The sequence below is a fragment of the Ruegeria sp. CDSA034 genome (genome assembly GCF_059612275.1).
The window spans coordinates 74308-94463 of sequence record NZ_JBXWQH010000009.1 but is presented as its reverse complement, the minus strand read 5'-3'; the positions used below and the strand labels follow the sequence as shown (position 1 = coordinate 94463).

Here is a 20156-nt window from a genome sequence, read left to right as displayed (position 1 = left end):
TCACTCTCGGAACGCCCGGTTGAAGTAATCTGCCAACGGTTTCACCAGATAGGACAGGGGCGTACGTTCATCCGTCTTGATCAATGTTTCCACTGGCATGCCGGGCAGCAATTCCTGCCCGTTCAGACGATCGACTTGCCCGTCCTGTGGTACGACCTCGGCGCGATAGAATGTCTGGCCAGTGTTTTCGTCTGTAAATGTATCTGCCGAGACATTGATCACCTGTCCGTCAATTTCAGGCGTTTCACGTTGATTGAACGCGGGAAACCGCAACAAAACCGGCTGGCCAACATGCAACTGGTCTACGTGAATTGCATCGACGCGTGCGGCCACGACCAGGGGCGTATCCTGCGGCACCAGATACATCATCGGTTCCGCAGGTTGGATCACAGACTGCAGGGCAAAAACCTGGCTGCCGTATACCGTTCCTGAAACAGGGGCGCGGATATCCAGTCGTGACAAACGAGTGTCCAGCGACAGGCGGCGCTCGGCCAGTTCTGAAATCTGGGATTGAATATCTCGCAGTGTCGAGATGGCTTCTTCTCGCCGTGTCGCCTCAAGCTCAAGGATTGCAATTTCGGTCGCAGATATCTCACCTCTCAGGCGCGCAGCGGCAGCTTCCAACCGGCCAATATCGCCGGTAAGGCTGGCTTCTTCGCGCTGAAGGGCGGAAACACGGCTTGCCTGAGTGAGGCCGCGCTGAAGCAAGCTTTGTTGATCATCCAGCTCGGCCTGAATCAATTCGACCTGACGCCGCAGTGAAACAAGCTGCGCTTCGGTACCGCCGATTTCGCTTTCGATTTGAACGGTCTGTTTGCTCAGCTGCTCTGTTTGCTGGTTCAGTGTGTTCAAGCGCGCCTCGAACAGGCGTTGCTGACCTGCGATCAGATCAGGGTCAATATTTTCCTGTTGCAGAATCTCGGCCAGCCGGGCGGCCAGAGCTTCGGCATTTGTGCCATCGCGCTCGACTTCCAAACGGGCCCGGCGGGCCAATAGTTCGAATAGCTGGGCTTCGACAATGGTTTTCTCAGACGACAGAAAAGTGTCGTCCAGTCGCAACAGCAATTCGCCACTGTCCACGGCATTGCCATCGCGCACATAGATCTCACCAACAACGCCGCCGTCGGGGTGTTCAATAACCTGACGGTTGCTTTCGACCTCGATAATGCCTTGCGAGATGATAGCCCCGGCCAATCGCGTGTTGACGGCCCAAACACCCAAGCCGCCAACAAGGATGCCAAGGGCTGCAAAACCAACCAGGGCAGGGATCGTAATGCGCCACACCGGCCGCGGGTTATTTGTTTTGTCCTGCATCAGTTGCCTGCCTTGCTGAGGTTGCGCTGGATCGATCCGGCGTTTTGTACGACTGCGCCCAGAACTTCATCCCGTGGACCAGATTTGACAACCTGTCCGCGCTCGACCACCGCAAGATCATCACATTCCGAGATCGCCTGCGGACGGTGCGTCATAATGATTGCGGACTTTCCTGCGGCCTTGAGTTCGCGAACGGCGGCGTTCAGCGCCTCGGTCCCATCGGCATCCAGCGCCGAGTTCGGTTCGTCAAGGATCAGCAACACGGGGTCTCCGTACAGCGCGCGCGACAATGCGATCCGCTGTTTTTGACCACCCGACAGCTGACTGTCATTGCCTTCCAGAATGGTGTCGTAGCCTTTTTCCAGCGTCAGAATCAGCTCATGCGCATTGGCCTTCTTGGCAGCTGCTACAACGGCTTCAGGGTTTGGGTCTTCGGACATGCGTGCGATGTTTTCGGCAACAGTTCCGTTGAACAACGTAACTTCTTGCGGAAGGTACCCGATATGCTGACCCAGATCTGTCGGGTCGTATTGATCCAGCGTTGCACCGCCCAACCGGATCTCGCCCGCGGCAGGATGCCAAATACCCAAAAGCGCCTTGGCCAAGGTGGATTTTCCGGACCCGCTTTTACCGATGACGCCAAGCGCCCGCCCGGGCTCGAGGTTCAACGACACGTTACGCAGGGTTGGCGTATCCGCGCCGGGTGGGATGACCGTCAGACCTTTGGCTGTTAGCCGCGCCTGGGGCACAGGCAGCTTGGTGCGCTGTGCTTCGGGCGGCGTGGCATCCAGAAACCGGCTCAACGAGGTCCACGCAGTTCGGGCACGTTCAACGACAGCCCATTGCCCAACGACCTGTTCAACGGGAGCCAAAGCGCGGCCCAATAGGATTGATCCCGCGATCATCGCGCCGGGGGTCAGTTCGTTACGAAGAACCAGCAATGCCCCAAGTGCCAGCATTGCAGATTGTAAAAACAGCCGCAGCGATTTGGTCACGGACGAAAAACTGCCGGTCCAGTCACTGGCAGCGATTGTCTGCTGCAGGGCGTTTGAGCGTTGTCGCTGCCATCTACGCGTGATGTCCTGTTGCATGCCTTGCGAGCGGACGACTTCGGCGGCTTGCCGGGCATGTTCCGAAAAGCTGTTGGCTTTTGCGGACGCGGATTGAGCCAGAGCAACTTTGCGACGGGTCAGTATCTGGTTCAACAACGCGATCACAACCAAAAGCGAACCGCCACCAACGGCAAGCCAGCCCAGAAGGGGATGAAATAGAAAGATCGCCGCAATGAAGATCGGCGTCCAGGGGATATCCATCACAGCCAACAGAACCGGAGAGGAACACAGGTTTTGGATGGATTCCAGATCGCGCAATGCGGTTGCTGGCGCTGCCCGGGCGCGTGGGTGCAGCGATCGGCGTAGGGTCGCGTCAAACACGCGTTCGTCCAATTGCGATTGAAAACGCGCGCCAAAACGCGCCACGATCCGACCCCGCGCAAAATCGAGCATGGCCATAAGGCCGTACAATAAAGCGACCAGCAGGAACAGTGCCGCCAAGGTCTCGACCGCTCGGGATCCAAGGACGCGGTCATAGACCTGCAACATGAACAAGGGTCCGGTCAGCATCAGCAAGTTGACAAAAATACTGAACAGAAACGCCAGCGCCAGGAATGTGATCCCCTGGTTGCGCGCTGATTGCATTTCATGTCTTGGCTGGGTGGCCCTGCGGTTCTCAATATTCACGAACGAAGCTTCTCGTTTTTGTTGCTCGGGTTTCGAATGGGCTAGCATTCGCGCGCATCCTAGACTGATGTCTCAACAGTGGAAATGCATGCCGTCGCGGATTGTCCATATGCCGCCGACCGAGTTCGTAATCGACGTATTGAATATAGCGCATTGGCATCAAACTCGCCTGTTGATTGAAACTGTATTCTCTTGATCTTCACGTAGCGCAATCGAGGCAGAGTCCACATGGCAAACATCTCAAGCCCTGCGAACCGCGCGCTTGTCATTGTCGCGTTTGATGACGTCGATGCGGCGATACCGCAATGGTTTCAACAAGCTGGACAACTGAACTGCACCTGATCGGGAAAACGGACAATGTTCTGCGTCACGGGACGCACGACGGTGCCAAATTGGGTGCGCTGAACACAGGGGTGGTACTTCGGTCGAAAATGTGGACAAGGCGATCAGGGCGGGGCGTGAAGGGGCCGAAACTATAGTGCGACATTGGGGAGGGCGGGGCTGGCGTCAGGCTATTTGCGATCCTTTGCCCAAACCTTCGACGGATCGTGGGATGACTTGGGCAAAGTTCACCTGACCGATGATGTAACCGGGCAACTGGATTACAGTTTTGAAGCCGAAGAGTGTGTTCGCCAGCCCGTCAGCGGTTTTCGCCCAATACCTTGATCGCCCCCAGAAGACGGGCGATTTCCTGCTCCGTGTTGTAGTGACAGAAGGAAATGCGAATGCAATCTGACAGGTCCAACGGCGTAAGAACGTTGCCGGAATAGTGATCGGCCTTTCGCGTATGGGTCCGAATGCCCTGTTGATTCAATACCTCGACTACGTCTTCGGATGCATACCCCTCGACCACGATTGACACCAGTCCTTCGCGTGCCGGGTTATCGGCGCCCGCCAAAATGGTCACGTGGTCCATATCACGCAGTCCTGGCAGATTGCCTGTGCCGTTGATTGCAGTATTGGTCAGGTGTGTTTCATAGGCGTGAATGGCGCGACCTGCAGCCTCGATCCGCTTGCGCGGTTCGGTCTCATCCGAGACTTCGCTACCGAGCCAGTCAAAATATGCCACTACGTCCGAAACAGTTGCGTAAGATCCCGCGTCACGGGTCCCGAACTCCCACCCGGTTGCGGGTGCGTCGATCAACATGTCATGCGGCAAAGCGCTGAGTTTGTCAGAAACCCAGGCGATGCCATATCCGTGACGCGAAAACACTTTATAGGGCGAGATCGCGTAGCCATCGACATTATAGCCATCCAGATCCAGTTGCCCGTGGGCAGCATGCTGAATGCCGTCGACGATGATCAAACAATCCGGTGCCACAAAACGGATCGCCGCGGAAATTGCAGCTACGTCCATACCCATGCCTGTCACGGGGGACGCATGCAGGATCGTTGCCACTGCGACATCTGGCGTCATCAGCGCGGTATAGTCATCGGCCGTAACCAATCCGGTGTCGTTGCCGTGGGGCACATTCACATACTCCAGCCCTGCGATTTCAGCCCAGCGGCAGGCTGCGCTTCGGGTGGCCGGGTGCTCGATGGATGACCCTATCACTTTTGACCCTTTGGGGGCGACCAGGCACGCGGTGCGGATCATGCGAAATAGCAGCTCGGTTCCGCTTTCACCTGCGAAGAACTGCCCGGAAGATGCGTTCATGAACACGGCCAGGTCGTCCTTTGCCTTGTTAATAACGCCTTGGGTTCCCTGACCTGCCGGATTTATGCGCCCGGGATTGTCTGGGATTGCTGCATAAAAAGCTGAGGTTTCAGCGACGGATTTCAATGTCAGTGCTCCGCCCGCATTCTCGAAAAAGATGCGTTCGCCCTGAAACGGGCAAGTGCCGACATGGGCGAACCGGTCGCGGATGGCGTCGATGAGGGCAGGGTTGTCTTGGATCATAGATTTGTCCTGTGCATAGTCAGAGCGCGGTTCACGATCGTGCGGCGGAGCTTGGCCACCGCGATAAGGCTTTGTTCGGAAAACCGTCGACAGAGTCATCGAAAATTCCGCGAACTGAATTGATCAGGCCGTATGCTGCCATCCTGTCAAGCGACAACGCGACATGATTGCGCTGCACCGGCGTTTTTTGTCGCTATCGAACTATTCTTTCATAAAAATATTGCGCGTATTATCGGGAGATCCAGATGAGAATGGCGCCTTCTGTTGGCTCGTGTGTGTGGTGAAGCAGGCGATATGTATCGTGAACGGTTTCATATCCTCGACAAAGGTTTTTGTCAGCTTTAGCATACTTGCCGCAGGGTGTTTTTCACGATGATCGGGCACTATCCTGCCGTTGGGTGATACGCTGGTTTTCTAAAAATATATAATATAATCAAAAAGTTGATCAGAGTTTATCTATTTACTAAAAATTTAGTTTGACAGGTGCGCAGAAAATCGCTGATGCTGTCTGCTATCCGGTTTGCGCCGGAAAACCATAACTTTTTGGGAGGAAAGAGATGCGGAGACATCTACTTTCCGCAGTGGCGGCTGTGGCCGTCATTGCGGGGCACGGTCCCGTTTGGGCCGACGAAGCCGCAGCACAACGTTGGATCGACGATGAATTCCAGCCATCGACCTTGTCGAAAGACGAACAGATGTCGGAAATGCAGTGGTTCATCGAAGCTGCACAGCCTTACTCTGGCATGGAAATCAACGTCCTGTCCGAAGGCATCCCGACACACTCTTACGAATCCGAGGTCCTGACCAAGGCGTTCGAGGAAATCACCGGCATCAAGGTCAACCACCAAATCCTTGGTGAAGGCGAAGTGGTTCAGGCGGTTCAGACCCAGTTGCAGACCGGCCGGAACCTGTATGACGGCTATGTCAACGACAGTGACCTGATCGGCACGCATTCGCGTTTGCAGCTGGCCTATCCGCTGACCGACATGATGGGTGGCGACTGGGCCGGTACGACCTCACCGACGCTGGATCTGGATGACTTCATGGGCATTCAGTTCACCACCGGTCCGGACGGCAAGCTGTATCAGCTGCCGGATCAGCAGTTCGCAAACCTCTATTGGTTCCGCAAGGATTGGTTCGATGATGAGGCCAACAAAGCCGCGTTCAAAGAGAAGTATGGCTATGACCTGGGCGTTCCGGTCAACTGGTCAGCTTACGAGGACATCGCAGATTTCTTCACCAACGACGTAAAAGAAGTCGACGGCACCACGATCTACGGTCACATGGATTACGGCAAGCGTGCGCCCGACCTGGGCTGGCGTATGACTGATGCATGGCTGTCGATGGCTGGTGCAGGTGATAAAGGCGAGCCAAACGGTATCCCCGTCGACGAATGGGGCATCCGCATGGAAGCAGGCACCTGTAACCCTGTCGGCGCTTCGGTGTCACGCGGTGGTGCTGCGAACGGTCCGGCTGCGGTCTATGCGATCCGTAAGTGGGATGAATGGCTGCGGAACTATGCACCTCCGGGTGCGGCGTCTTATGACTTCTATCAGTCGCTGCCGGCGCTCAGCCAGGGCAACGTGGCTCAGCAGATCTTCTGGTACACAGCCTTTACCGCCGACATGGTGAAGCCGAAGTCCGAAGGCAACAACACTGTAGATGACGAAGGCACGCCGCTTTGGCGGATGGCACCCAGCCCGCACGGCCCCTATTGGGAAGATGGCCAGAAGGTCGGGTATCAGGACGTGGGTTCCTGGACCTTCCTGAAGTCGACCCCTGCGGATCGTGCTCAGGCGGCTTGGCTCTATGCCCAGTTCGTGACGTCCAAGACTGTCGATGTGAAGAAGTCTCATGTGGGTCTGACCTTCATCCGCGACAGCTCGGTCAACCACGAGTCGTTCACCGAACGCGCACCCAAGCTGGGTGGTCTGGTCGAGTTCTACCGCTCGCCTGACCGTGTGGCATGGTCGCCGACCGGCATCAACGTGCCGGACTATCCGAAGCTGGCCCAGATCTGGTGGCAGCAGATCGGTGACGTGAACTCGGGTGCCTTCACCCCGCAAGAGGCGATGGACCGTCTGGCCGAAGAGATGGACATCACCATGGCCCGCATGCAGGCCGCGGATGAAAGCGCCGGTGTCTACGGTGGCTGTGGTCCCCGCTTGAACGAACCGCAGGATGCGTCGTTCTGGTTGGAAAAAGCAGGCTCGCCCAAAGCCAAGCTTGAGAACGAAAAGCCGCAGGGCCAAACCGTCAACTACGACGAACTGGTTCAACGCTGGCAGTCTCAGTAAGCCATTGAAACCCGGGGATGCCGTTTCAGGCATCCCCACCTCAAGACCAGTGCGACGCACTGAAGAACCGGAACCCACGGACATGATCGAACTACAAGATGCCACCAAACGCGTTGGCAACGTTATCCATATCAAGCCCACGACCCTGACGCTGCAAACCGGCCATTTCAATGTGCTGCTGGGCGCGACGGGATCGGGCAAAACCTCTCTGATCAAGATGATGGCCGGGCTGGACCCGATCGCCTCGGGCAAGGTGCTGATGGACGGGCAGGACGTCACAAGGCTGAACACGCAAAAGCGACAGATCAGCCTCGTGCACCAGTTCTTCGTGAACTATCCGCATATGAGTGTTTTTGACAACATCGCCTCGCCTTTGCGTGTGGCTGGAATGGCGAAATCCGAGATTGAAGGACGCGTGGAAGAGGCCGCCGACTTGCTGCAGCTGCGCCCGATGTTGCATCGCCGACCGCATGAGCTGTCAGGCGGCCAACAACAACGTACCGCGTTGGCCCGAGCCATCGCAAAAGAAAGCCGAGCCGTGTTCCTCGATGAACCGTTGGCCAACCTGGATTACAAGCTGCGCGAAGAACTGCGCGAGCAGCTACCCGACCTGTTTGCCGGTCGTGGGGCGGTGGTGGTTTACGCCACCTCGGAACCCGAAGAGGCGCTGCTTTTGGGTGGATATACCGCCCTTATGGAAGACGGTCGCGTTACGCAATTCGGCCCGACTGCTGATATCTATCGCAACCCTGAGAATATTGCCGCTGCGCGCGTGTTCTCAGACCCGCCGATCAATGTGGCCCGTGTCACCGTGTCAGCTACGCAGGCACAGCTTGCAGGCGGCGGCGGCTGGGCGGTTTCGGATTTGGCGGACGGCGAGTACATGGTTGCAGTACGACCGCACCGAGTGACTCCCACCCGCACCTCGGATGCCGATGTGGAACTGACAGGTCGTGTGATTGTCACAGAGCTATCGGGTTCCGATTCCAGCGCGCATTTCCAGCACGGGGATGATGCTTGGGTCTCTTTGGCGGCTGGCGTGCACCCTTATCGGGTGGGCGAAGATCACCGATTTTATATGAACCCGGCCCATTGCCGGTATTTCGGCCAAGACGGCAAAAGGGTGGCCTGACATGGCACAGATCAAGCTTTCAAACCTCAAACACAGCTACATGCCGACGCCGGCAGGTCCAGAAGACTATGCGCTGAAGGAAATCGACGTGACATGGCGCGATGGTGGGGCATATGCACTGCTGGGACCGTCGGGTTGCGGCAAGTCCACGTTGTTGAACATCATCTCGGGCTTGTTGATGCCGTCCGAGGGCCAGATCCTGTTCGATGATCGCGACGTGACAGCTCTGCCGCCTGACCAGCGTAATATCGCGCAAGTATTCCAGTTCCCGGTGATCTACGACACGATGACAGTAGGCGAGAACCTGGCGTTTCCGCTCAAAAACCGAGGTGTTGATACGGCGACGATCAAACGACGCGTCGATGAGATTGCCGAGATGCTGGATGTCACTGAGTTGCTCAAGACCCGAGCGTCAGGACTCAGCCCAGACAATAAGCAGAAAATTTCGATGGGCAGAGGTCTGGTCCGCGACGACGTGAATGCGGTTATGTTCGACGAGCCGCTGACTGTGATCGATCCCCACCTGAAGTGGAAGCTGCGGTCCAAGCTGAAAGAACTGCATCAGCGCGTGCGGGCCACGATGATCTACGTGACCCACGACCAGACTGAGGCGCTGACCTTTGCAGACGAGGTGGTCGTGATGCAGGAAGGCGAAGTGGTTCAGATCGGCACGCCTGTCGAGCTGTTCGAACGTCCTCAGCACACGTTTGTTGGTCACTTCATCGGCTCACCCGGCATGAACGTGCTGCCCTGTGAAGCCAGGGGCGACCGCGCCGTTTTTGAAGGCCACGAAGTGATGTTGGAAGGTCCGATCCATGGTGATGGCGGTCGAACCGATCTGGGCATCCGCCCCGAATATGTGGGGTTCGGTGACACCGGTATCCCGGCACATGTAACCAAGGTCTCGGATATTGGCCGTCACTACGTGGTCAGCGCCATGGTTGGTAATACGGCCCTGAAAGCAGTAACTGAACACAGTGTTCCGGAACCGGGATCACAAGTCTTCCTGCAATTCAAACCTGAACAATCCCGCGTCTACCGCGACGGCTGGATCGCAAGCGAGGAGCGGGCACAATGAGAACGGAAAACCAAAAGGCATGGTTCTTTGTCTTGCCGGTGCTGGCACTCGTCGCGTTCAACGCGCTGGTGCCGATGATGACGGTGGTCAACTACTCGGTGCAGGAGACCTTTGGCAACAACCAATTCTTCTGGGAAGGGCTAGGCTGGTTCGAGCAGATCCTGCGTTCCGACCGGTTTCAGGCTGCGCTTGGGCGGCAGTTTCTGTTCACTTTCCTGATCCTGCTGATTGAGGTGCCCCTGGGCATCATCGTGGCTCTGTCGATGCCGCGCAAAGGGTTCTGGGTTCCAGTTTGTCTGGTTCTCATGGCTCTGCCGATGCTGATCCCGTGGAATGTAGTCGGGTCGATGTGGAATATCTTTACCCTGCCCAAGATCGGCTTGCTGGGCTATTTCCTAAATGACGTTTTAGGCATCAACTATGACATGACCCAGCAACCGCTGTCGGCATGGATCACAGTCGTCATCATGGATGTCTGGCACTGGACTTCATTGGTCGTACTACTCTGCTATGCAGGCCTCGTATCGATCCCGGATGCCTATTACCAGGCCGCCAAAATTGACGGCGCCAGCCCGTGGTCGGTATTCCGCTATATCCAGCTGCCCAAGATGAAAACAGTCCTGACAATCGCGGTACTGCTGCGGTTCATGGACAGTTTTAACATCTATACCGAGCCCTTCGTTCTGACCGGCGGCGGCCCCGGCAATTCAACCACCTTGCTGTCGATCGACCTTGTGAAGATCGCGCTGGGACAATTTGACCTTGGCCCTGCAGCCGCGATGAGCCTGATCTACTTCGCCATCACGCTGCTGGTGTCTTGGGTTTTCTACACTCTGATGACAAAGGATGACGCGCAATGAAGAAGCGGTCCCTTATCCCGATCCTCTATATCGCGTTCCTCATGCTGCCGATCTATTGGCTGGTGGCGATGTCCTTCAAGACGACAAACGAGATCCTGTCGGGCTTTTCCCTATTCCCACAGACTTTTACACTGGAAAACTACGTCACGATCTTCACGGACCCGACGTGGTATTGGGGCTACATCAATTCGATAGCTTACGTGACGATCAACACAGTGCTGTCGGTGTGTGTTGCCTTGCCAGCCGCTTATGCGTTCTCGCGTTATCGGTTCCTTGGCGACAAGCAGTTATTCTTCTGGCTGCTGACCAACCGTATGGCGCCGGCTGCGGTGTTCGCGCTGCCCTTCTTCCAGCTATATTCGTCCATCGGTCTGTTCGACACATATCTGGCCGTGGCACTTGCCCATACACTGTTCAACGTGCCGTTGGCTGTTTGGATTCTGGAAGGTTTCATGCGCGGTATTCCCAAAGAGCTGGATGAGACCGCATATGTGGATGGCTATTCGTTTCCACGTTTCTTCGTGACGATTTTCCTGCCGAACATCAAAGCGGGTGTCGGTGTCGCGGCCTTCTTCTGTTTCATGTTTTCGTGGGTTGAGATGCTGTTGGCCAAGACCCTGACTGCGGTCGAGGCCAAGCCCATCGCGGCCGTGATGACGCGAACTGCCTCCAGCGCCGGGTACGAGTTGGGCCTGCTGGCCGCTGCCGGAACCCTGACCATCATCCCCGGAGCCATCGTTATTTGGTTTGTCCGCAACTACATCGCGCGCGGTTTCGCGATGGGTCGTGTGTGAGGTTCGATATGCGTAAACTTCTTCTCATCCTCCCCTTCCTACCCACGACGGCCTTGGCTCAGGCTCAGACCGGATGGGGCAACGTGGGCCAACAAGAGGAAAAGGGATTTTCCTGGACCGACCCTTTGTGGCCCGATTTCTGGATGGCCTGGACGCCTGCGACACTTGCAGTTTTCGTTGGGATATTCTCAGCCATCGCGCTGATTGGCGTTCTAGAAGGCTTCAAATATCGCGACGGGATTGAACGGCGCGGCGTATTGGGTCTGACCACCACGCTCGGCGATCGTCTCTTCATCACGCTTCTCGGGGCTGCCTACATCTTTCTGGCCTGGCTCGGATTGGTTGGGCAACCGGTTTGGACGCCGCTGTTTTTGTCCATCGGTTGGGGCATCTTCGTCTTCTGGAAAGTTTAGGCTTTGCGAAACAGTGAAAGGATGCTTGTCTGTCAGGCATACTAAAAAATGGCGACACCGAGACTGATGCGAAAGAAAAAAACTACAAACTTGCTGACCGAAGTGGAACTTGAGTTCATGAATGAACTCTGGGCGCTGGGTCAGGGCTCAGTCCGAGATGTTCTTGATCGTTTGGCGCCAGATCGAAATCTGGCCTACACATCCGGCGCAACAATTTTGCGCATTCTCGATGAAAAGGGATTTGTAGAAAGCGAAAAGAACGGCAAATCGTTGATTTATAGGCCACTTCTGGAAAAAGACAGGTATCAGTCGCGTTCGCTGCAAAATCTCTCCCGAACGTTATTCGACGACACCCCCGCAACTTTGGTTGCAAGGTTGGTCGACGATGCGGGGCTGACAGAAGATGATCTGGAGGAAATTCGAGCACTGGTAGAGAGGAGACTGCAAAATGACGGCGGTTAAACCGGTTCTCGACGCTTTTCTCGAGTTAAATGTTGTACTTGGATTGTCGGCACTTATCTGGCTGGCGGTGCGCGTCGTGTTCGCGCGATCGTCTATGCGATATGGGTTTGTTGCACAACTTCGATCGCTCAAAGCACTTTGTATTTGTGTTGTACTGAGCCCGGTGCTGGCAATGGGTGTCTCGGCCTTTATCGGTTTTCTGTGGCCTGGACGCGCAGTCGCACTGGGGGATCTGGCCGTGGCTGCCTACTTGCGTGGTGATATTGCCATGCCGGCTGCGCAGTTCGAAACCCTGCTGAACACGCGCGAACGTTGGCTTGATCACGTTCTTTCTGGTTCGTCTGTCCTTGTAACATGCGTTTTGATTGCATTCGCTCTGGTGTCGACTTTCTTGACAATTCGTGTGCTTCGCGATGCATGGGCAATTCGCAAAACCGTGAGATCCAGCTTTCTTTGGCGGCGGTCGTCGAAGGTAGACATTCGTTTGTCGGACCGGATAACCGTACCCTTCGCTGTGCGCGGCCTACGTCGCCGCCACGTCGTCTTACCCAGCCATTTGCTAAATACACCGCGTGAATTGCGGTTCGCTCTGGCACACGAATTTCAACACATCCGTGCCATGGATGTGGAGTGGGAGCTGGGCTTTGAGCTGATGCGCCCGCTACTGTTCTGGAACCCGGCATATCTGGTGATTAAGCACCAGTTTGACCGACTGCGCGAGTTGGCCTGTGACCAATCCGTTGTCTCGCGTAAGGGGATAGACGCCAAAGACTATACGGCCTGTTTGCTGGATTACTGTTCGCGATCTCTTACAATGAACTGCCCACGCATTCTTCATGTGGCCTTGGTGAACGGGACAAAAGCAAAGCATGTGTTGCGTTTGCGTGTGATTGCCTTGACCGAAGCGTCGACGGCAAGTCCTCCTCTGCCTGCCGTATTTCTTGGGATGACCCTAGCATTGGCAACCATTCTTGCCATCAGCTCGGCGTCAGTACGCCAAACTCAGGATTGGAGCCACGATCGCTTGATGCTGTCGACAGTTGTTAATCTGGAACGGCTTGAGGCTCGCACTCAGGGGAATTGATATGCGGTGATGCTCTTCGGCCAGGGTTGGAGAGACGGATTGCCGTTTCATGCGCACGATGTTCAGCGCCGGGAAATTTTGGCCCGAGGCTGGGGCATGTTGAGTTCCTGATTTTGCGTTAAAACGGGGCAGGGGTGCCCGTTTTAACGCAACCAGGCAGAGCTATGTCGTTTCACCAACGTACAACCGCTTGCGCAACCGGCATGGTGTTGCCTTGCGGGCCCGAACCCAGTGCGAGTTGCACGCTTCCCAAAGAATGGATCGGAAATAAAACGAGAGTCTGACGCAAATACTCAGACTCTTGATTGATCCCCTATAGGTTGTGTATTTTTTGCCACAGCGTGGCAGTCTAAAGCGGACAACCCTGCAGTCAGATTGACTGCAGAGATCAATAAAATTGAAGTAGATCAATAATTTATGGTTTGAGGCTTTGAGTTTTTTATGAGCGCTGTTTTGCCCTCTTTAGGTGTACATCTTTTAGCGGATTTCTTCGATTCAACTGCACTTTATGATCCTGCCCCAGCTGAAGAAGCTCTGACACGCGCGGCTATTGCAGCCAAAGCGCATGTCCTTGACGTCGAAACTCATGATTTCGGACAACGTGCAGGGTTTACCGGGGTGGCTTTGTTGGCTGAGTCCCATATCTCGATCCACACTTGGCCCGAGCATGGTTATGCCGCCATTGATATCTTCATGTGCGGCGACGCCGAGCCGCAGCGCAGCCTGGATGTACTGAAATCCTATTTCCGCCCGCAGCGCATTGAGGTGCAATCCATCAAACGGGGCCTGATCGGACAAAACGTGCCGCGGCTGGCTATCGCCGGCAGTTGAAGGGCGAATGAGAGAGCTGCGCAGATGCCCGGTCACGATATCTCTAATCCTGTGCGCGATTTGCGTCTACGTGCTGTTCGGTCCGGTGCGTTATTCGGGGCCTGTGCAAAGCTTGCCCGACCATCTGTTGTTCGTGATCCGGCATGGCGATCTGAGCCATCTGACACTCAACTGTGTGATGATTTTCATCGGCGGTTGTCTGACCGAACCTCGCTTGGGCAGTACCGGGACCTCAGGCCTTGTGATCCTGAGCGTCGTTGCCGGCACAGTGGCAGAGTTCGTTCTGGTCGGGCCGGGGTTCGTAGGGTTATCAAGCGTTTCCTATGCCCTTGTTGCCTTTGGTCTTGTTGCCGCGGGACCGCCAAGCCAACGTGTTTGGGCGCTTGCGCTGATATGCATTCTGCTCGTCGCCGAGTTTTTGTACCTGCGGTCTCAGATCGCGGTTTTCACCCACATTACATCCGCGTTGGTCGGGGGAGGTCTTGCCTTGTTTAATGCGTTGTTCGGCTCGAAGGGGCCGACCCTCACGCCTATGGAATGGCGACATGTATCGCCTGCCATTCAGATCATCGCCCAGACCGATGAAGATGACGCGGCCGAGGCTGAAGACAAATTTGTTAACGAGGGCACCCAAAACATGTTTGTCCTGCAAGATCGGGGCAACGTGTTGGGTTTGATCGGCTACAGTATTGACGAAGATGTACCTGATGTTGCGTGGCTGTCCTGGACCTACCTGGATCAGGCCCAAACCGGCAAAGGGTTTGGCGGGCAGATGTTGAACGACATGCTGGGTAAGCTTGCGCAGCTACAGATCCGTAAGATTTTCATCGAAACCAGTGACTACGAAGAGTTCGGCAAGAAAATCTATGCCGCCGCGCATAAGCTGTATGAAGAATTCGGGGCTGCGGTCGAGTTGACCGTTCCTGGGTATCACAGCCCGCGAGAGGCGAAAATCATCTATGGATTGGATAATCCGGATGCGCCCGAACTACCGCCCGCCCATCCTGCCTCAACCATAGGTCTGTCTGTCGTGGACCTGCAAAAGGCCGCGGAAACCGACGATGTAGCGGGACTACGCTGGAGCGAATCCGGTACCAGGTTGAGCGGCCTGGATCAGCAGCTTTCGCTGGCTCGCACGCAGAAATATCGCATGGCCGTTCTGACTATCCCCTCTGATCTGTCCGACGCACATGCAGCCGAATTACAGGGGCAGGGGATGAAGAAATGCGGCGCGCTCAAAGAGTTCTACGGCAAGGACCTGCACCAGGATTGGTGGTCCTATGACCTTGATGAAACCTGAAAACACAGTCTTAACTCGATAGGAGAAATTATGTTTGGAAATCTGAAAACAATCGTCATTTTGGGCTTCATAGGATATTCGGTGTTCCTGGCCCCGAAGTCCGAACAGACCGCCGATCTTGGGCAGGTTCTGGACCGGACCGAATTTGCGATCAACGAGTATCAGGAATATCTGACAGCTAACAGCATCGCCGAAGCCTCGGACGATCAAGTGGAAGAGTTCACGGAGTATCTCACCCAGATCATGAACTCGGAACCGCGCTTTTATGACGAGCCGCTGGGTCTTGAAATTCTATCCGACGCCAAGTTCTCGGGTTATGCAGACGCTAATGCAAACGGCGCACGAGACTCGGATGAAGGTGAGATTTTTACCATCGAGATTGACGAGGCCAACAGACGCCTGATCGCCACTGACACTACTGGTGAGTCCGCTGGCTTGCGTTTCTCGGGCGCCGGCTTCCTGGCCGGTGCGCTGATTGGCAACCTGCTCAGCCGACAGCGTTCGGCCGGTATCAGCGCCTCAAGCTTCAACAACCGGAACGTGACGCCGCGCGCCAGCTATTCAGCTCCGCGCAGCGCTCGCGCTGGTGGTCTGCGCGCCGGTAAATAAGGCACCGCGTCCGCAACATACTCCACTCAGGCCCGGCGCTAATCGCGTCGGGCTTTCCAGTTATTCGGAATTCAATATGACCGACACTCTGACACCGCGTTACACAGAGCTGCCACGCCGGCAGGCGATGGTTCTGCTTGGCGCGATCCTTGTTGTTGCCCTGTGCGGCATTGTCTACGAACTGATCATTGGAACGGTGTCCAGCTACCTGCTGGGCAACTCGGTCTATCAGTTTTCACTGACCATCGGGTTTTTCATGTTTGCTATGGGGGTCGGGTCATATGTCTCACGCTTTTTCCACGGCAACCTGATCCAAACGTTTATCTGGGTTGAACTGATTCTGGCCTTGGTCGGCGGCCTGTGCAGCGTGTCATTGTTCATGCTCTTTCCCTATGCGCCGTGGTTCTACACGGTGGGAATGTTTACCTTTATCTCGACCATCGGGTTTCTCGTCGGTTTGGAAATTCCGCTTTTGATGCGGGTCTTGTCCGAAAGCAGTACCGCGCGGGAATCCATCGCCGACGTGCTATCACTTGACTATATCGGAGCACTTTTCGGATCTGTTTTGTTTCCAATCCTGTTGCTTCCATCGCTTGGACTGATTTCATCCTCATTCGCCATTGGCCTGACCAATGCCATGGTCGCTTTGCTGAGCGTCCTTTGCCTACGCGACCAGCTGGATTCACCCAAACGGATGCTGGTCAGCGCAATCGCGACCATCGTTTTGCTGTTCGCGCTGACTTTGCTGGCCGGGCGCATCACTGCGTTTGCGCAGGACCATCTGTATTTTGACCGTATCGTCTGGCGTAAGCAGTCGCAGTATCAGTCACTGGTCGTCACCAACACCTGGCAGAAAAATGACGTGCGCCTTTACATCGACGGCCACCTGCAGTTCGCCGAAGCGGATGAGTATCGCTATCACGAGGCGCTGGTCCATCCAGTTCTGTCATGGGGGGAAAACGCCCCCAAGTCCGTATTGGTTCTGGGCGGAGGCGACGGGCTGGCCGTGCGAGAGATCCTGAAACACCCCAGCGTATCGCGCATCGACCTTGTTGATCTCGATCCGGCGATGACCGACCTGGGGCGCAATCTGGCCCCCATCGCGCGCCTGAACGAAAACAGCATGGAGGCCTCGATTCTGAACGTCTACAACACCGATGCATTCAACTATGTCAAATCCACCGACCAAACCTATGATCGGATCATTATAGATTTTCCCGACCCCCATAACGAAGCGCTGTCAAAGCTCTATTCGATCGAGTTCTATGCCATGGTGAACAGCATTTTGAGCGACGATGGTGCTTTGGTCACTCAAAGCAGCTCTCCCTTCTTTTCACCGCATACCTATTGGACGATTTCCGAGACCCTTTCCGAGATTTTCCCGCAGGTGGTGAACTATCAGGTTTCGATCCCGTCATTCGGAGTTTGGGGTTACAACCTTGTGGCCAATGATCCGACGGCGACACTGGGCGAGGTTCCAGAGAGTGCGCGCTTTCTGACATCCGGTGTCTTTGAGGCCGCCCAAGTGTTTTCCGATGACCTTCTTCCCAAGCGAGAACTGGCGATTAATCCCATCTTTGACCCAGGAATCTATCACGAATACTCGCGTGACGTTTCTGGCTATTGAGCTAGGTTTGCGACCGATCGATTTCCGTCTAGCTGTATGGTTCGCCGTGGCTGAAACAGGCGGCGAGCATGCCTGATCTATTCTGGTTGAGCGACGTACAGTTGGCACGCCTTGCGCCCTTTTTTCCAAAGCCTCATGGGAAGCCCCGTGTTGACGACAGGCATGTGTTGAGTGGTATTATTTCATTAACCGCAACGGGTTAAATTGACGAGATGCGCCCAAAGACTTTGGTCCGCGCAAGATCCTCTTTAACCGTTGGAAGCTGTGGAGCGATTAAGGCATCTTTGCCTAGATGCTGGTCGGCCCGGCAGCGAATGGCGACACGCTACGAAAGATGCCAAAAGCCTTTCTCTTCGCAATCGCTTTTGCTGCACTCGTTATTTACGGGTTAGATATCCTGAAACTAACAGTTGCGTGAGATTTCGCGTCTGGGTCTAAGAAAACTTTGCTCTCCTAGCTGTCTCAATTCAATACTGAAACACGTGGCTTTTTGGCGGAGAGTTTATTGCGATTTAGTGTAGGCATTGCTGTGTCAATTCTGGTGGCTGTGTCTATCGGAGTGTCGACGTTTATTGTTCATTCCCTGTGGTGGACAACAGCGCGCGACAATAGCCGCATGCTTGCAGCAGAAATAAACGGCCAGATCGCAAACACTGTCCGTATCGAGGTGGGCGTGACACTCAGGTCGGCCGAAGCCGCCTGGGCGGCCGTTCGTACGATCTTTGTTCAGAACGTCATCGCGACGCGACAGGCCGACAAGCGGGAGTTTGTTTTTCTGTCACAATTGCAGGCACAGCCGAATATCTCATGGATGTTCTTCGGTTGGCCTGACGGGAATTTTTTCGCGTCACATCGCCTGGGTGACGGTGGGCTTGAGATGATTGAAATCGATGAGGGAATCCGCGACCGAATGCTGCGGAAAGACCGCTACATCTTCATTCCCGGTGACATACAGTTCGAAGAGCGGACCTTTACCGAAACATCTTATGATCCGCGCGAACATGCCTGGTTTAAAAACTTCATGGGCCTCAATTCCTCTGGGTGGATCGAAGCGCGCGACCTTCCGGATAGTGACAGAACCGTTTACGCCTTTGCCGGTCCGATAGACGTCAATAGAGCGCGACAAGGCGTTCTGGCAGTTGCGATCGAAACGGATCGTTTGTCACGGTTTCTTGCCACGCTTGCGCCCGGCGAATTTGGCGCGGCGTTTATCTTGAACGCCGATGGAAAGGTTATCGCGGTCCCCGATGCCGAAGCGGATGAGGTCACTCCGGCGCGCATGGGCGAGGGCAAGCTTTATGAAGTCGCCATGATCTCGGGCGAAAGGCTGTTGGCTGACCCACAAGCAAATGCCTCTGGTACATTGACGAAACGTGTCGTCATTGACGGCGTGCCTTATGCGGTGGCGCTGACGCCCCTGGGGTTTTACGGCTGGCGCGTTGCCACAGTCATACCAGAAGCGGCCTTTCTTTCGGGCATCGACGAGACGCTGATCAATCTGATTTACGTTTTGATCATTGTGGTGGTTGTTGCAACCGGATTAGCGATCTGGCTGATCCGCAAAGTCGTGGCAAATCCGTTGGCCCGCATCGCCGAAGACCTTGGTAAGATTGAGCGCTTTGACGTCGAACAAATTGAGCGCAGACCGTCCAAACTGTCTGAGCTTGCCAATCTTTCTGCGGCCACTGCTAGCATGGCAGCAGGTTTGTCGGCATTCCGAAAATACGTACCTACGGATCTTGTGCGCATGCTGCTTGCTGAAGGTATCAAGATACAGCCAGGCGGAGAGATGAAGCAGATCTCTGTTTTGTTCTGCGATGTCACGGGCTTCACTGGGCTGTCCGAAAAACTTGGCCCCAAGATTGCCCAACTGATGGAGCCCTTCTTCAGCGCAGCCTCGACGGCTATCGCTCACAATGGTGGGACGATCGACAAATTCATGGGAGATGCTGTGATGGCGTTTTGGGGGGCGCCGCGCAAGGATGTAAACCACGCTGAAAACGCATGCCACGCAGCATTGGACCTTGTCGCTGCAGTGGAAGCGTCCGGAATTCAAGATGATGCCGGCAATCCGTTACGTGTCAGGATTGGACTGAACAGTGGCGAGGCTTTGGTCGGAAATATCGGATCAGAGCAGCGGTTGAACTACACCGCGATTGGCGATGTCGTGAACGTTGCCAGCCGGTTGGAAGGAGCCAACAAAGATTATGGCACGCTGATCCTCATTGGGCCAGAAACGAGACAAAGGGCAGCCGACACAATCGTGGTGCGCGAGCTGGACACGCTAACCGTATTTGGGCGCGTTGAAGAGCTTGTGGTCTACGAACTGATAGCGATGGCAGATGGGCGTGGCAGATCATTTGCCTGGATAGAGACTTATGAACAAGGCCTTGCGCACTACCGAGCAGGGCGGTTTGAAGAGGCTCTTGCCGCATTTGAGGTTGCAGACCAAAAACGAAATGGAGATCCCGCCTCAGTCGCAATGATGGCCCGTGCCCAAAGCCTGTTAGACAAGCCTCCACCAGAAGACTGGCGCGCAATTACCAGTACCAAAAAATAGTAGTAGCCACATCCGCCTAAATTACGTTCAGGCCCCTTTTTGATTTTCGTTTTGTGGTGTGGTTCACGGCGCGCAAATGACCGGTGAATATGTTTGATCTTTTCTGGCAGGCCGACGCCCTGATTAGCACCACCCGAGTGGTCCAGTTTGAACGTG

The 20156-nt window shown here is 55.3% G+C and carries 16 protein-coding genes and 1 pseudogene; 14 read left to right on the top strand and 3 right to left on the bottom strand.

Annotated features, from left to right (window positions below; all coding sequences use genetic code 11):
• The 3 genes from AC2FLJ_RS15230 to AC2FLJ_RS15220 all read right to left on the bottom strand — a co-directional run bounded on the left by AC2FLJ_RS15230 (window position 1) and on the right by AC2FLJ_RS15220 (window position 4953).
• The gene (locus AC2FLJ_RS15230; RefSeq protein ID WP_282169471.1) at window positions 1-1314 is read right to left on the bottom strand and encodes an HlyD family type I secretion periplasmic adaptor subunit; all 1314 of its coding nucleotides are present in this window, start codon (window positions 1312-1314) and stop codon (window positions 1-3) included.
• Window positions 1314-3011: a type I secretion system permease/ATPase gene (locus AC2FLJ_RS15225; RefSeq protein WP_282169472.1), complete on the bottom strand. Its 1698-nt coding sequence runs from the start codon at window positions 3009-3011 to the stop codon at window positions 1314-1316. The genes AC2FLJ_RS15230 and AC2FLJ_RS15225 overlap by 1 nt, the downstream gene beginning before the upstream one ends.
• Before the next feature lie 682 nt (window positions 3012-3693).
• Window positions 3694-4953 (bottom strand): aminotransferase class V-fold PLP-dependent enzyme, encoded by a 1260-nt coding sequence (locus tag AC2FLJ_RS15220; protein WP_496697745.1) that lies wholly within the window; start codon window positions 4951-4953, stop codon window positions 3694-3696.
• Window positions 4954-5510: 557 nt separating this feature from the next.
• On the opposite strand from AC2FLJ_RS15220, the gene AC2FLJ_RS15215 reads away from it, so the two are divergent.
• From AC2FLJ_RS15215 to AC2FLJ_RS15150, 14 genes and pseudogenes are all read left to right on the top strand, one after another.
• Window positions 5511-7250 (top strand): ABC transporter substrate-binding protein, encoded by a 1740-nt coding sequence (locus AC2FLJ_RS15215; protein WP_496697747.1) that lies wholly within the window; start codon window positions 5511-5513, stop codon window positions 7248-7250.
• A gap of 82 nt (window positions 7251-7332) precedes the next feature.
• Window positions 7333-8382: an ABC transporter ATP-binding protein gene (locus AC2FLJ_RS15210; RefSeq protein ID WP_496697749.1), complete on the top strand. Its 1050-nt coding sequence runs from the start codon at window positions 7333-7335 to the stop codon at window positions 8380-8382.
• Window position 8383: 1 nt separating this feature from the next.
• A complete protein-coding gene (locus tag AC2FLJ_RS15205; RefSeq protein WP_496706571.1) occupies window positions 8384-9460 on the top strand; it encodes an ABC transporter ATP-binding protein in 1077 nt (358 codons plus the stop codon).
• A complete protein-coding gene (locus tag AC2FLJ_RS15200; protein ID WP_058274620.1) occupies window positions 9457-10320 on the top strand; it encodes a carbohydrate ABC transporter permease in 864 nt (287 codons plus the stop codon). Before AC2FLJ_RS15205 ends, AC2FLJ_RS15200 begins: the two co-directional genes overlap by 4 nt.
• On the top strand, window positions 10317-11114 hold the full coding sequence (locus tag AC2FLJ_RS15195) for a carbohydrate ABC transporter permease (protein ID WP_170415418.1): 798 nt from the start codon (window positions 10317-10319) through the stop codon (window positions 11112-11114). Before AC2FLJ_RS15200 ends, AC2FLJ_RS15195 begins: the two co-directional genes overlap by 4 nt.
• Window positions 11115-11122: 8 nt before the next feature.
• On the top strand, window positions 11123-11527 hold the full coding sequence (locus tag AC2FLJ_RS15190; protein WP_058274638.1) for a DUF2160 domain-containing protein: 405 nt from the start codon (window positions 11123-11125) through the stop codon (window positions 11525-11527).
• A 66-nt stretch (window positions 11528-11593) separates the two neighbouring features.
• Window positions 11594-11989 carry a BlaI/MecI/CopY family transcriptional regulator gene (locus tag AC2FLJ_RS15185; protein ID WP_113790821.1) on the top strand — a complete coding sequence of 132 codons (396 nt, stop codon included), beginning with the start codon at window positions 11594-11596 and terminating at the stop codon, window positions 11987-11989.
• Window positions 11976-13073 (top strand): M56 family metallopeptidase, encoded by a 1098-nt coding sequence (locus AC2FLJ_RS15180; RefSeq protein WP_282169476.1) that lies wholly within the window; start codon window positions 11976-11978, stop codon window positions 13071-13073. Before AC2FLJ_RS15185 ends, AC2FLJ_RS15180 begins: the two co-directional genes overlap by 14 nt.
• Window positions 13074-13514: 441 nt before the next feature.
• Entirely contained in the window at window positions 13515-13904 is a 390-nt protein-coding gene (speD, locus tag AC2FLJ_RS15175; RefSeq protein WP_496697756.1) for an adenosylmethionine decarboxylase, read from the top strand.
• A gap of 7 nt (window positions 13905-13911) precedes the next feature.
• A complete protein-coding gene (locus tag AC2FLJ_RS15170; RefSeq protein ID WP_496697758.1) occupies window positions 13912-15204 on the top strand; it encodes a GNAT family N-acetyltransferase in 1293 nt (430 codons plus the stop codon).
• A 30-nt stretch (window positions 15205-15234) separates the two neighbouring features.
• Window positions 15235-15813 carry a hypothetical protein gene (locus tag AC2FLJ_RS15165; protein WP_496706569.1) on the top strand — a complete coding sequence of 193 codons (579 nt, stop codon included), beginning with the start codon at window positions 15235-15237 and terminating at the stop codon, window positions 15811-15813.
• A 76-nt stretch (window positions 15814-15889) separates the two neighbouring features.
• Window positions 15890-17440, top strand: coding sequence for a polyamine aminopropyltransferase (locus AC2FLJ_RS15160; protein WP_496706568.1), 1551 nt, complete (start codon window positions 15890-15892; stop codon window positions 17438-17440).
• Window positions 17441-17508: 68 nt separating this feature from the next.
• Window positions 17509-17714: pseudogene (locus AC2FLJ_RS15155) on the top strand (transposase); the annotation flags it as partial.
• Window positions 17715-17945: 231 nt separating this feature from the next.
• Window positions 17946-20000: an adenylate/guanylate cyclase domain-containing protein gene (locus tag AC2FLJ_RS15150; protein WP_496706567.1), complete on the top strand. Its 2055-nt coding sequence runs from the start codon at window positions 17946-17948 to the stop codon at window positions 19998-20000.
• The last annotated feature ends 156 nt before the right edge of the window (window positions 20001-20156 follow it).